General features: G+C 34.8%; 11 protein-coding genes. 7 read left to right on the top strand and 4 right to left on the bottom strand.

Annotated elements, in window-relative coordinates; genetic code table 11:
• Position 1: 1 nt before the first annotated feature.
• A complete protein-coding gene (locus G5B32_RS00605) occupies positions 2–739 on the top strand; it encodes a metallophosphoesterase (protein ID WP_165289581.1) in 738 nt (245 codons plus the stop codon).
• A 33-nt stretch (positions 740–772) separates the two neighbouring features.
• On the opposite strand, the gene G5B32_RS00600 is transcribed toward G5B32_RS00605, so the two are convergent.
• From G5B32_RS00600 to G5B32_RS00590, 3 genes are all read right to left on the bottom strand, one after another.
• A complete protein-coding gene (locus tag G5B32_RS00600; protein WP_165289579.1) occupies positions 773–1,786 on the bottom strand; it encodes an arabinan endo-1,5-alpha-L-arabinosidase in 1,014 nt (337 codons plus the stop codon).
• Positions 1,787–1,914: 128 nt separating this feature from the next.
• On the bottom strand, positions 1,915–4,227 hold the full coding sequence (locus tag G5B32_RS00595; protein WP_165289577.1) for an alpha-L-rhamnosidase C-terminal domain-containing protein: 2,313 nt from the start codon (positions 4,225–4,227) through the stop codon (positions 1,915–1,917).
• Positions 4,228–4,365: 138 nt separating this feature from the next.
• Positions 4,366–5,835, bottom strand: coding sequence for a glycoside hydrolase family 130 protein (locus G5B32_RS00590; protein WP_165289575.1), 1,470 nt, complete (start codon positions 5,833–5,835; stop codon positions 4,366–4,368).
• A gap of 239 nt (positions 5,836–6,074) precedes the next feature.
• On the opposite strand from G5B32_RS00590, the gene G5B32_RS00585 reads away from it, so the two are divergent.
• The 6 genes from G5B32_RS00585 (at position 6,075) to G5B32_RS00560 (ending at position 12,319) form a co-directional block, all read left to right on the top strand.
• Positions 6,075–6,788, top strand: a complete 714-nt coding sequence (locus G5B32_RS00585; RefSeq protein WP_165289573.1) for a hypothetical protein — start codon at positions 6,075–6,077, stop codon at positions 6,786–6,788.
• 13 nt (positions 6,789–6,801) lie between these two features.
• Entirely contained in the window at positions 6,802–8,451 is a 1,650-nt protein-coding gene (locus G5B32_RS00580; protein WP_165289571.1) for an astroprincin family protein, read from the top strand.
• Positions 8,452–8,837: 386 nt separating this feature from the next.
• Positions 8,838–9,299 carry a sensor histidine kinase gene (locus G5B32_RS00575; RefSeq protein WP_165289678.1) on the top strand — a complete coding sequence of 154 codons (462 nt, stop codon included), beginning with the start codon at positions 8,838–8,840 and terminating at the stop codon, positions 9,297–9,299.
• 171 nt (positions 9,300–9,470) lie between these two features.
• Positions 9,471–10,313, top strand: a complete 843-nt coding sequence (locus G5B32_RS00570; RefSeq protein ID WP_206366753.1) for an NEW3 domain-containing protein — start codon at positions 9,471–9,473, stop codon at positions 10,311–10,313.
• A 31-nt stretch (positions 10,314–10,344) separates the two neighbouring features.
• On the top strand, positions 10,345–11,301 hold the full coding sequence (locus G5B32_RS00565; protein WP_165289569.1) for an ABC transporter ATP-binding protein: 957 nt from the start codon (positions 10,345–10,347) through the stop codon (positions 11,299–11,301).
• A 1-nt stretch (position 11,302) separates the two neighbouring features.
• Positions 11,303–12,319, top strand: a complete 1,017-nt coding sequence (locus G5B32_RS00560) for an ABC transporter permease (protein ID WP_240898965.1) — start codon at positions 11,303–11,305, stop codon at positions 12,317–12,319.
• A 75-nt stretch (positions 12,320–12,394) separates the two neighbouring features.
• Here the strand turns inward: G5B32_RS00560 and G5B32_RS00555 are convergent, their stop codons facing one another.
• On the bottom strand, positions 12,395–14,692 hold the full coding sequence (locus tag G5B32_RS00555; protein WP_165289567.1) for a GH92 family glycosyl hydrolase: 2,298 nt from the start codon (positions 14,690–14,692) through the stop codon (positions 12,395–12,397).
• Between the last annotated feature and the right edge of the window lie 25 nt (positions 14,693–14,717).

The raw sequence follows: 14,717 nt of genomic DNA, 5'->3' as shown, positions 1-14,717 counted from the left end.
TATGGCGAATAGAAAGAAAATAAGAATAGCCGCTATGGCGGATATACATACTAAAAGTAGCGACAAAGGGATTTTGAGAAGTACGTTTAAAGAGATTAATGAGAAGGCAGATATTTTGCTGATTTGTGGTGATCTAACCGATACGGGCGATGAAGAAGAAGCTCGCATTTTAGGTGAAGGATTGGATGTGTTACAAGTGCCCGTGATTGGTGTTTTGGGAAATCATGATTATGAAAAAGGTCGTCAAAAGATGATTAAACAAATTTTAGCGGAGCATGATATGACTATCCTTGATGGAGAATCCATTGTTATTCACGATGTAGCTTTTGCTGGGGTGAAAGGTTTTGGTGGAGGATTTGAACAATATATGCTTTCTCTTTTTGGGGAAGAAATGATGAAGCAATTTGTTCATGAAGCCGTAGATGAGGCATTACAATTGGACCGTGCACTGACAAGATTGGAACAAGATAATCCGCAGATGCCTAAAGTAGTATTGCTGCACTATTCGCCCATCAAAGAAACCATTATCGGAGAACCCGAACAGCTTTATCCTTTCTTGGGGTCATCACATTTGGCGGATACTATAAGCCGTAGACAGGTTACGGTAGCTTTTCATGGGCACGCACACGCGGGTTCTCCTAAAGGTCAGACTTCCACAAAAATTCCTGTTTATAATGTTGCTTTACCCGTACTAAGAAGAGAGAAAAAAGACCAATCCTTTATTATAGTGGAAGTATAATAAAGGATTGACAATATAAACTGTGGTCAGGAATTAATTTAATTTAACGGTAGGCCATCCCTGCTTATCCCAAGTAATTTTTTTGATAAGCAATTTTGATCTTCCTGCGTCTTTAGCATCATAACCATGAAATAGAATATAATCTTGGTTTTCTGTATGGACGACAGCATTATGTCCTACTCCATGCCAATTTTCGTTTCCCGCCAGAACCAACTTTCCCCCTGCCTGCGCTAAATCAATTCCTTTTTCATCCAGATATGGACCTTTTATATTTTTTGATCTTCCTACAATCATTTTATATGTGCTATTTACACCTTTACAACAGTAATCTATGGAAACAAAAAGATAATAATAGTCTTTATGCTTAAAAATAAATGGTGCTTCTATAGCATTTCCTCCCGCATCTTTTGGATTGTCATCCACAGAAGGCGGATTCGGATCTTTGGAGGACTTTTTTCGACTTGCTATAGTTGGAATATTTGTAATGTCATCTTCTACACGAAGACCATCTTTAGACAATTTCACTAATTTGATTCCATCCCAAAAAGAACCAAAACTCATATACGGCGTTCCTTTTTTATCTAAAATAATGTTTGGGTCAATAGCATTCCAATTCGTCTGCCCTGGAATAGATTGAATAACTAAACCATGATCTTGCCATTTGAAATTAGGATCATCCTTGTCCAAAGTCACATTGGTTGCTACGCCGATGCCAGAAGTATTTTTTCCAAAAGCAGAAACGCTATAGTACAAATAGTATTTACCATTAAAGAAAGCGATGTCTGGTGCCCAAATGTGCCCTTTGAACGTCGGCACTTTTTCAACAGTCCATTGCGGAGGTACACTAAAAACTGGTTTTTCTCTTTTCCAATTTATCATATCTCTAGAACTTGAAACCGCAATTCCATGCCCCGTGGAGAATAAATAATAAGTATCCTGATGCTTAATCATAACGGGATCATGCACTGCTAATTTACCCGTGGGTTGCGCAAAAACCGAAATGGAAATAAAGAAAGAAAAGAGTAGATTAATTAGTTTAAGTCTCATAATTTGTTATTCAAGTAGGTTGATGTATTGCTCTACCTTACATAGCACAATCCCATAAAGATAAGCATCTTACTTATAAAACAAATTGATTTAGAGTCTTAAAAATAAACTTCTATTAGCTCACTGTATTAGTTTTTCTTTTTAGCTTGAATAGACCATTTACCACCCTCCAATAGTATTTCTTTTCCTTCTTTCACAAAATCTTTTAGTGACTTTCCATTTCTTTTTATCACCAGATTATCCATATCATATTCCTTTGGCAGACTAAATCGAGCTTTTGTCGAGTTTGGAACATGAAGTTTTAAAGAAAGCAGATTATTTGTATTCCTAATATCCAAGATAATGTTTCCTTTAATAGATGGCACCAAAGTGTGCAGATTTTTTATCCCTTCGACGTTTGGACTTACTATGAATTCATCGTACCCTGGTTTATAGGGGCGGATACCAGCCATATATCCATGTAAAATACTTAGCCCTCCTCCACTCCAGGCATGATTAACCGTACCACCACCAAAACCTTCTTTGCCAATCCCCCATCCCTCAAATAAAGTCGAAAAACAGTTGTTATTGACCATCTTTTCAAAACGTTGTTTATGTCTTTGATTTGCTTTTGCAGGGATTCCCATTATATACATCGCTTCAAAAACATATTTTTCCATATACGGACTTGCATGATGTTGTGTTTCAAAAACCTTTTCTATCTCTGCATATTTTTCTGGCTCTGCTATGCCCGAAACGACGGCTAAGGCATGTGCTCTATCATCTGTCAATCCTTCATACTCTGTAGATCTATATTGACCATCTTTCCAAAACACTTGATTGAACGCAGCTTTTAATTTAGCCATTTTAGAGGCAAGAATTTCCTGATCTTTTGAATATCCTAATTCTATAGCAATGGCATGCTGACTTTTTAAAGCTAGATAATACCACAAATTATAGAGCAATGTTATATCTCTATTCTCCCCCCAGTCTCCCCAATTCCATTCGCCTTTACGAACTTTTACTAATCCATTGTCCTGAAATTCCCACAAATCCAAATATTTTTGGCTTTTTGGATAAGCAAATTCAATCATTTCCTTATCTCCAGTATGAAGATAATAGTTCCAAACACCATAATGTCCGATAGTGGCCAGAATCTGACCGGGTAATTCTCTACCCCAAATCACACTAGGGATGGGAGAATGTAAACTTCCATCCTCTCTTTGCCAACCAAACATTTCTAAAAGCCATTTTTTTGATAATGCATGTGAAGATGGAGATAATGCATAAAAAGATTCTTCACTCTCCAAAACAGCATCCCCCGTCCAAAGTGAACGTTCACGATCTGGACAATCCATATAATTGTCGCGCATGGTGACATACAGCGTTCTTCGTGCCTTCTGCCATAGCTTATTGAAAAACTCGTCCGAACAGTGAAATTCTCCAGCAAATTCTGTATTATATCCTGTCTCTCGATATCCAATAAAATCGAATTCAATATCATTAGAAGCCACTACATACATGTAATGCCCATTCATCCAGCCTGGACTTTCATACTGCTGTTTACCCTCTTTGGTGATATATTCAGCACGAATTATATCATCATCGCCATCATAATGGTAGAAATTATCTGTAGCCAAAGTTATTTTTTGACCTGCTGGAGCCTTTTTTAAAGCAATCACCGGTGTGAATTGCATATTATAGGGTAGTTTACATTTTAATGTATCCCCATCACGTATTATATCTTTTTTGTGGATTTTTTTTATTCCAAAGTCTTTCCATTGGGGAATGGATCTTTTCACGAGTTTATTCCATGGTGCATCTCCTGCTTTTGCCACCACAATAGCATGTTGAGAAGCTTGTGATTCATCATTAATATGCATTGATCTTTTATCAACTTCTCTCGCATCGAACAATAAACTTGATTCAGGTAGTCTAAAATTAGCGTGCGGTTTATCTGCCATTTTATAGGATAAAATTCGATTAACGTTCCAGGTCTCGTCAGACAAAATTGTTAAACCATTGCTTTGAAGATCGAATAACAAACCAGCTTTTCCGCTGTCGTGATGTGAAAATCCTTGCTTGCCAAAATACCACAGATCCACTGCTATGATATTTTTTCCTGTTTTTAAATAGGGAGCTATATTTACTTCATCATAATAGGTATCATTAATATTTGGCCCGCGTTTTACACCTCCTTCAAATACGACCAATTTTCCATTGATATATAGCCAGTATTTACTATCCACAGCAATTTTAGCAAGAGCCGATTTTGGAACATTTTTTACGTTTACTTCTTTTACAAAACCAATCCAGACATTTATTTTATCTGTTTCAGGTAAGTCCATTGAAATCCATTTGGCTTTCCATTCTTGTGCAAAAGCAGGATGAGTAAATCCTATAAAAAATAAAAATACAACAGATAAATTCTGAATAAGTCTAAGTCTTATTGATTTCATCATAGATAATTGGTAAAAATATTAAACTTTCGAGTAATGCTGTTTATAATAGGTGATATAATTGACCGAATATAAACTAATTTTCCAAAACGAATCTATGGAATAATCTCAATTATAGATCATTTTGAATCATACTATACATTAAGGATTTGATAGCAACTCATTCAATAAATCATCTAAGTTAATGATGGCATAAGTAGACGCGTAATCAGACATTGCATATGGAATTATTAAATGACCATTATGAATGATTTGCCCACATGAATAAACTACATTCGGAACATATCCCTCACGTTCTTCTTGATTGGGGTAAATGAGCGGTTCTTTTAACCTTCCGATAATTTTAGTAGGATCATTTAAATCCAACAAACTTACACTTATACTGTATTGACGCATAGGTCCTACACTATGTGTCAGTACTAACCAGCCTTTTTCCGTTTCGATAGGTGAACCACAATTTCCTATTTGGATAAATTCACAAGGATATTTTGGCTCCCGAAGCAAAATTACATCCTGATGCCAATTAATTAAATCATCTGAAAAACAGATATAGTTATTTTCTCCATCGACCCGGCACAGCATAGCGTATTTTCCATTAATTTTTTTGGGGAAAATAGCAGCTCCTTTATTGGCGACTTTACCATTAATAGGCTGAATTTTGAAGGTGACAAAATCCTTGGTAGAAAGTAATTTGGGCATGATAGTTATTCCATCATAAGCAGTATAGGTAGCATAATAAATAAAAGAACCATTTCCTTGATCAAATTTCAGAAACCGTGCATCTTCAATGCCATTTCTTTCGGTATCGCTAATAGGAAAGATTACGCGTTCGGAAATAGAGGTATTCAATGAATAAGAAATCTGATAATGCGAAGAGGCTAGCCAAAGTATATGATTCAAAAACTGGTTATAAATAGGATTGGAGCCATATTCAGCATTCAATTCTTTTATGAAACGTCTGAGTTCTTCATATACAAATGTTTCTGGAAATTTATTATATACAATAGTATTGAATGCATCATCCACCGAATCGATATTGGAAAGCTTCTCAAAAAATTCGTGCTTAATGTATATATGATTTTTAAAATTCTTAGGTTTTTCTAAAAGACGTCCGACTTCATCCAATTGAATATTTAGATCTTTATCGATAATACCAGAACGAAAAACAATGGATGATACATGACCTTCTCCTGTAGCTCTAAAACTTAAAATAATTCGTTTTTGACCATCCTCTAGCTGCGTTTGATCGGGCGATTCCACGATAGAAGGATTGAAAAAAGCGGCCGACTCTACGGAATATTCCATCGTAAAATAGGCTCCTATTAACAACTTATCCTTGTAAGTATAGGGGTATTCTAAAGTTTCTTTACTTAGAGGTGCTTCCATTGCTCGCTTAAAATTTCTTTCCCATATCTCAACAACACTTCTATGTCTATTAGAAAAATTACGAAGTATCTGATTTAAAAGCACTTCTTTTTCACTTTTGGACAAAGAAATAACTCGTTTAATAACTTTTTCTTTTCGTTCATTACTTAAATTAAAAAACCGAGCTAAGACACGAGTGGTATCAGGTTTAAAATATATATTCTTGCGAGTTAGTACTATTCCCATTTTTCTTAGATTTTAATTAGCTTATTAACAAAAAAACTCTATTTTTGTTGACCTCAAAGCTCGCTTAACGTGGGTTATCTCTTTTAAATAACAATAAAGTACTAACATTCTACTTCTTAAGTACTGAAATATCTCTCAATAAAATTTAACATTCGTAAAAAATTGAATTAATACAATATTTAATTGTGATTTACAATCTTTTATTGGTACATTTGAAATACAAATACATTTTTTAACCTATGAAAAAAAGACTTCTACTGTTCAGTTGCCAAATTGTGGCAGCCGGATGCTTGATGGCACAAACGGACACTCTATCCTACCCATCAGGATTTCAAACCAATAAAATGTCAATTCAATTGCAAGGAGGAACTAACGGATTTGGAGCGGGTGTACGCTATCAGGTCTTAGAAAAATTAGCAGTTCGTTTGAATGGTACATTTTTCTCTTACAAAATGAATGATCCATTAAAAGGTCGTAATATTAATCTTGCAGCTTTAGGCGATTATAAAGATGATGTTAAATATGTACAAGGTAGTGTAAGCCAAGTTGGATTACTAGGCGAATACAGTCTTTTACCTGTTTTAAGAGTTGTTGCAGGTGGTGCTGTATTAAACAACACAGAAGTGGATGGTTATTTGAAACCTTCAAAAGGCATTGATGTTGGCAATTTATCTATCACTCCGGAGCAAATTGGAGATTTAAAAGCTCAGGTAAGTTATAATGGTTTTGCTCCTTATATTGGTTTAGGTCTTGGAAGAAGTACTCCATCTAAAAGATTTGGTGTAAATGTTGACTTAGGATCATACTACATGAGTCCAGCAAAAGTTAATATTGATGCGACTAAAATGTTAGCTCCAAATAAGCAACAAGAATCAACTTTAGAAAATAATTTATCTTCTTTTAGATGGATGCCTACTATTCAACTAAATTTAAACTTTAGAATTGCAAAATAAACCCAAACCAATCATGAAAATTTCAACTAAATACATATTATTAACGCTAATAACTATTGCCTCGGCAGTATTTTATACGTGTAATAATCCATTCAACGGTATTGAGATTATTACAGATGGAAATTTATATGGAAACACCCCTACAGGTGTTATTTTTATAAATGCCAACGATAAAAATCCTACTCCAGTTGGAGATTTTACAGTCACGATTTCAGGTTCTAATGCGGATAAAGTAATCAACGATATTGGTAAAAAAGAATTTAAAGTCGTAGGTGGTATGTTGAGTTTAGCTCTTGAAGAAGGAGTAAAACCCACAAAATCGAATCCAATTCAGTTTCATATTAACGGTGAATTAAACGGATATGTACCTGTCTCACAAACAATCACGTTGGATAAAGATTCAGCATCTGTTTATGTGGTGAAAATGGTACAATATAAAAACTTACCTGAAGGTACAGCTGCTGTGGTAGGTAAAAATACAACTTTAACTTCGGGTGCAACAACTGCTCCAACGACAATTGCATTACCAAGTAGCGCATCAAAGCCAGAGCAAACAAATATTCTTGTTGAAACTGGCACACAATTCTTAAATGCTAATGGAGCTCCTATTACTGGTGGTACTTTAACAAGTAACATTGTACAGTACAGCCCTTCTTCTGAGAAAGCGTTGGAAGCATTTCCAGGTGGATTATCAGCTCAAAATTTAGTAGATGCTAGTGGAAATAAACTAAATGCTGGATCATTCGTAACAGCTGGTTTTGTTGCTATTGATATGAAAGTGGGCAATCAAGCTGTGAAACAATTCTCGAAACCATTAAAAGTGGATATGGAAGTGAGCAATCAAATTGTTAATCCAAATACGGGTTCAACAATAAAAGCTGGTGATCAGATCGCAGTATGGAGTTTGGACGAATCAAAAGGTGTTTGGAAAAGAGAAGGTAACACTACAATTGCGAATAACGGAGGTAAATTAATCGCATCTTTTGATATTCCTCACTTATCCTACTGGAGTTTGAATTTCTATTCCGAAAACTGTACGCAATCTACTAAAATCACTGTTAATGCTAATGCTGGTGCGGCAAATAGAACTTATACTATCAACTTATTAAATGAAAGTGGCCAACCTGTATCAACATCAGCGGATATTTCTCATACTATGACTTCTGGAGCTAATACAATTACGTTGGACAAACTACCAAGTTACAAATTAAAAGTGGTATTAGTGGATAAAGCTACAGGTGAAAAAGCAGCGGAATCAGCATATTTTGATCCTTGTTCTAACCAAGGTGTAAGTGTAACATTAAATGCAGCAACTATTGATCTCGTAAATGTTAATCTAGATCTTACAGGAAAATGTCCAGCTAAGAAAACAACTGTTTTACCGAGTGCTAATGCATCTCTTTATAGAAATGTTAATAATAGTAAAGTATTTGTACAATCGATACGTGTAGAAAATGGCACAGGTTCATTAAAATTAATTAACAATACGAAATACTATATTGAAATCGTATATGATGGAAGAAAATACTCTACAGAGTTTGACTTCAATAAATCAGATACTTCATTACCAGCAAAAGATGGTCTGAAAGGAAAAATAACTTACAATTCAGCAACGAATTCCTCCGTATTGACAGCAGAATTCAACATTCCAAATTGTAAATAATTATTTAATAAATAATAAAATAAGGCTCTTATGTTCACGCATAAGAGCTTCTTAGTTTTTATAGGGAACTACACCTTACAAAAATCGAAACATCAATATGATAATAATAAGTTAAAGAGATATAAATATTTATATAATTTATATATTAGTATTATTAATTATTTCCAATGCATACTGCCTTTATTAAGAAAATAATTTTTACCCTAATCATTTGCCAATTATTTTTACTTCTTGGTGTCAATATTTCCTGTTATGCGGGCGAAACTACAGACAGCTTAATCTCAGTTTTAAAGAAGGAACTTAAAAAGAAAGATCAATACGATATCGCATCAAGATGCTTTAAAAACTATTTCTGATCTATTACAGATTAAAACTGGCAAGATAGTATCAACAAGATTGATACAGAATTAGACAAGCTTATTCTTGAATCTGTTACATTACTACAATATAAAGCGAATGAAAAAAGTCAACAACTCATAACAGATCTTAAATCTGTCCCAATTCCTATTAGCCGCGAAAAAATTCGGCGAGTCTTAGACAATTTATTAAGCAATGCTATCAAATTTAGTTCACCGGCTAGCGAAATATCTATACAACTGTTGGACTCTGATGAAAATACCATTCAAATTAGAATAGCAGATAATGGGATTGGTATTCCTGAAGAGTTTAAAGCTAAATTATTTGACCTTAATCCACAAATTAGACGTGAAGGAACTTTCGGAGAAGAATCTTTTGGATTAGGATTGTATATCTGTAAACAAATCATCGATCAACATATAGGAAAAATATGGATTGAAAATAATATCAATCAAGGAACAATATTTATCATAGAATTACCTAAAAAATAATTTTTACACTATTTAACATTTTTTATCCTTTATAATAAATCTCAGCTATTGACAGGAATAGCTGAGATTAGTATTTTGGCGCATTATTTTTTAATAAAAATTGGTAGCGATAACCAATTGACATTCTTTGAACACTATCATTCATTAATTATAAATTTTAGTATTTAGATTATGTTAAAACAATTATTAAACTCTAAAAAGTGCCTAATATTAACCAAAGGACTACTGCTTTATTTATTTTTATTAACAACCTCATCTTTTGCGCAAAGCAATTCTGTCAAAACTAGTTTCACTGCTAGGCTATTGAATGTAGAAGCCCCTACGAATGAAACTTTTCGCTATAATAGCTTACTCACAAACGGAAAATCCGAAACTGTAAACTATAAATTATCAACCAAATTGCCTGCAGGCTGGCAAGTTACGTATCGTGTAGAAGGTATTTCTGTAACTTCCTTACAAGTCGAATCAGGAAGCACCAAAGATATCAGTATAGAAATCACCTGTCCTATTACCACCAAACCAGACACATACAAAATTCCAGTTCAGGCTATTTCATCTTTTGATACGCTTAAATTAGATCTTGAAGCTGTAGTGCGAGGCTCCTACGCTGTAGAACTTACCACTCCTACGGGCAGATTAAGTGATGAGATTGTCGCTGGAAATAGCAAAGAGATTCTATTAGTGGTAAAGAATACAGGAACATTACCCTTAAACGCTTTAGAATTATCTTCTCAACTGCCAAGCAAATGGGAAACTAGCTTCTCGCCTTCTAATATCGAACAATTACAACCTGGTCAAAGTGCTGATATCAAAGTAACTTTAAAAGTTCCTGAGAAAACAATTGCTGGAGATTATGTAACTAAAATGACTGTAAGGTCGAATAATGGAACCTCCGAAGCGACTATCCGTATGATGGTAAAAACTTCCATTTTATCAGGTTGGGTTGGAATAGTAATTATTGCTGCAGCTGCAGGTTTAATCTATTATTTAATTCGCAAATACGGAAGAAGATAATCGATAAACTAAATCAGAAATAACATTACACATGAATAATCCAATCATACAACTGAAGGATTTAAGTAAATGTTATGGCACAAAAAAGGCTGTTGATAAATTAAATCTTCATATAGCTTCAGGAGAAATATTTGGTCTATTGGGTCCAAATGGGGCTGGAAAAACAACCAGTATTCTTATGATGTTGGGTTTGACGGAACCCACGGAAGGGACAGCAACTGTTTGTGGATATGACGCAACTAGAAATCCTTTAGAAGTCAAAAAACTTGTCGGGTATTTGCCCGATAATGTAGGCTTCTATCCAGACATGACAGCGCTAGAAAATCTATGTTTTATCGCGCAGATAAATGGTATTGAAGAACAAGAAGCTAAAAAATCGGCTATAGAATTATTACAGACTGTAGGTTTAACTCATGCTACCAACAACAAAACAAACACTTTCTCTCGAGGAATGAAACAACGTCTTGGCTTAGCTGAAGTACTAATTAAAAAACCACAGGTTGTAATTCTGGATGAGCCCACCCTTGGAATTGACCCAAGTGGAGTTAATGAGTTTTTAGAACTCATTCAAAAATTGAGTAGAGAGCAAAATTTGACGGTGTTGATGTCATCACATCATTTACATCAAGTACAACGGGTGTGTGATCGTGTAGGAATTTTTGTGGACGGTAAGATGATTGTTGAAGGGCCTATTGAAACACTAGCTCACCAACTCCAATTGAACGAAGGATTTAAAACAATCATTCAGCTTGATAACAATAAATTATCATCATCAGATATTACAGCAGTATTATCTGAAATAAGTGGCTATAAATCTTGTGAATTGCAAAATGACATATTAAGTATCTATTCCGATCTTGATATCACGGCCGATGCTGTAAAACTATTGGTGCATAAAAATGCCAATATTATATCTGTACAACGAAATGGCTATTCGCTTGATGATATATATGCCAAATATTTTGAAAATCAAACAGTAAAGATGTAAAATGGAAAAAAAAATAAGCATCTTCAAAAGTAATAATACGACAAATAAAGAGAGTAACTCGAGCTTTATCCCTATTGCGATGAAAGTGTTGATCAAAAAAGAAATTACATCGCACATACGAAGCTGGCGCTTTATCATCTTGCTTGCTTTAATCGTATTGACTTTTGGAGCTTCTCTATTTGTGTCTTTTTCGGGGCTAAAAGACACAATTAATAATGCACAGGATCCTGATAGTACATTTGTCTATTTAAAATTACTTACCACCAGTGACAATTCAATTCCTCCTTTTCATGTATTTTTGAATTTCTTAGCACCTTTATTGGGGATAGCTTTAGGTTTCGATGCGATTAATTCAGAGCACAATGGAGGAACTTTAACTCGGCTTGTCGCACAGCCTATTTATCGGGACAATCTATTACTTGCAAAATTCTTTGCACCGCTAATCATAGTAAGCGTGTTATTTACTTCCTTAGTTATGCTTATGATTGGAGCTGGCATAATGTCCACAGGCATTCACATTGAATTTCAAGAGGTCGTAAGGATTATTGGATTCATTGCTGTTAGTATTATCTATGTAGCTTTCTGGTTAAGCTTAGCCATATTACTATCGATAATATTTCGTCAAGGAGCAACATCAGCTATGACAGCAATTGGTATATGGCTTTTCTTTACCATTTTCTTTCCAATAGTCATTAATTTTATAGTTAGACCATTTATTCCCAATCCGAATTATATTTCAGAACAGGAATACTTAGCTTGGCATGAACTGATACTAAATTTGATGCGATTATCGCCTAGCCAATTATATACGGATGCGACTACAAGCATTTTAATGCCGTCAGTACGCAGTCTTGGACCTGTTTCTATGGAACAAATGGTCGCAGCAATTCCTTCTGCGCTATCATTCAAAGATAGCTTGATGATTGTATGGCCACAGCTTACAGGAATCACCGCTGCAATGATGGTATGTTTCGCACTGTCCTATTTCGTTTTCATGCGTCGAGAGATAAGATGCTAATTTCTGACATGTATAAAATAAGAAAACGCTACCTAATCAGGTAGCGTTTATTGTTTGTGTTATAGAATATGCTATTTAATTTTTTGAAGTACTAATTGAATATGGAAAATCAGCGGCAGAAGTTCCTCTCGATTTATTAGGAACCTTATCCATAGTAAAATTTAATTTCGCACCTTTTATTAATTCACTGTGTTTTAAATAATTTTTGCTGTAATTCTTTCCATTCAATTGAAGGGATTTAATATATCTATTTTCTGAATCATTATTAACAGATTGAATTTGAATAGTATTACCATTTTCCAAATGAAGAATTACTTTATCAAATAATGGCGAGCCTATTACATATTCATCAACAGCAGGAGTCACAGGATAAAATCCAAGAGCAGAAAATACATACCACGCCGAAGTTTGTCCATTATCCTCATCACCACAATAGCCATCAGGATTTGGCGAATACATCTTGTCCATAGTTTCGCGTACCCAATATTGTGATTTCCATGGTGCTCCAGCATAATTATACAAATAAGTCATGTGTTGAATAGGCTGGTTTCCATGCGCGTATTGTCCCATATTGACAATTTGCATTTCTCTAATCTCATGAATGGGAAATCCATAATAGCTATCATCAAAAATAGGCGGAAGAATAAACACAGAATCCAGTTTATTTTCGAATGCTTTATTGCCCCCTAATAATTTAGATAAGCCTGCGAAATCTTGAAAAACAGACCAGCTGTAATGCCAACTATTACCTTCTGTAAAAGCATCGCCCCATTTGAATGGATTAAAAGGAGACTGAAAAGTCCCATTCTGCAATTTACCACGCATCAATCCATTTTGAGCATCAAATAGCTTTTGATAGTTGTAGGCTCTATTTTTATAAAATTCTATATCCTCCTTACCTTTTCCTATCGACTTTGCTAACTGATAAATAGCAAAATCATCATAAGCATATTCCAAACTACGTGCTACATTTTCATGTATATTCACATCATATGGTACATATCCTAGTTCATTGTAATAATTTGCTCCTGCTCTACCAACAGCTCTTAATGGACCTGCATTTTTGGAACCTTTTACGACGGCTTCATAAAGCGTTTCAATATCTTTTGAACGCACGCCTTTAATCCAAGCATCAGCAACTACCGAAGCTGAATTGTTACCGACCATAATGTCACGATAGCCAGGACTTGCCCATTCAGGCAACCAACCACCTTCGCGATACGCATTGGCCAATCCTTCCTGCATCTTAAGATTCATCTCAGGATACATCAAATTCAGAAATGGAAATAAACATCTGAAAGTATCCCAAAACCCCGTGTCAGTAAACATATAGCCTGGAAGAACTTTTCCATTATAAGGTGAATAATGTACAACTTGATTATTTGCATCATATTCATAGAACATGCGAGGGAACAACAACGAGCGATATAAGCAAGAATAGAAAGTACGAATTTGATCTATTGTTCCTCCTTCCACCTCAATTTTGCCTAATTCCTTATTCCAAATATCTTCACCTTTTTGTTTTACCTGATCAAAAGTCAAATTATTCAATTCGCGAAGATTCAAACTTGCCTGATTATGAGAAATAAATGAAGAAGCAACTTTTAGCAATACTGGATCATTCTTACCGGAAGTTTTAAATTCTAAAATAGCACCGACATGATCTGCTTTTACCATAAAGCGACCATCCTGTAAAACTGAATCAGCGAAAGTAGAAACATTCTGAAATGGCTTATTAAATTCCAGCACAAAGTAGTTTTTGAAATTTTCAGGTACACCGCCACTGTTTTTAGTCGTATAGCCAATAATTTTATTCTCCTTTGGAATTATTTCTACATAAGAACCTTTATCAAAAGCATCAATTAACACATATGCTTTATCTGTTTTTGGGAAAGAAAATCTAAAATAAGCGGCTCTTTCGGTTGGCGTGACTTCTACATTGGTATCATAATCTGCTAAATAAACCGAATAATAATGAGGTTTTGCAACTTCAGCTTTATGTGAAAAGTAACTTGCTCGTTTGTCTTGATCAAAAGTTTTATTATCAACCATTGCCATGATGCTGAATTGACCGTAATCATTCATCCAAGGGGAAGGTTGATGGGTTTGTTTTATTCCTCTAATCTTCTCTGCCGTGTAAGAATACATCCAACCATCTCCCATTTTTCCAGTCTGCGGACTCCAAAAGTTCATCCCCCAAGGCACGGCCACTGCGGGATAAGTATTTCCGCTAGAAAGAAAATAAGTCGATTGTGTACCTACTAATGTACTGACGTAATCAACAGGTTTTCCTACATTCTGAATGCGCTGGGCAAACGAAGCGGAAACAAAAGAAACAAATGTTATTAACGTGAAAATAAACTTTGGTTTCATCTTGGTTATAATTTTTGTTGAATTT

The organism is Sphingobacterium sp. SGL-16 (assembly GCF_011043515.1).
Lineage (GTDB): Bacteria > Bacteroidota > Bacteroidia > Sphingobacteriales > Sphingobacteriaceae > Sphingobacterium > Sphingobacterium litopenaei.
This window is presented reverse-complemented; position numbering and strand designations above follow the sequence as displayed.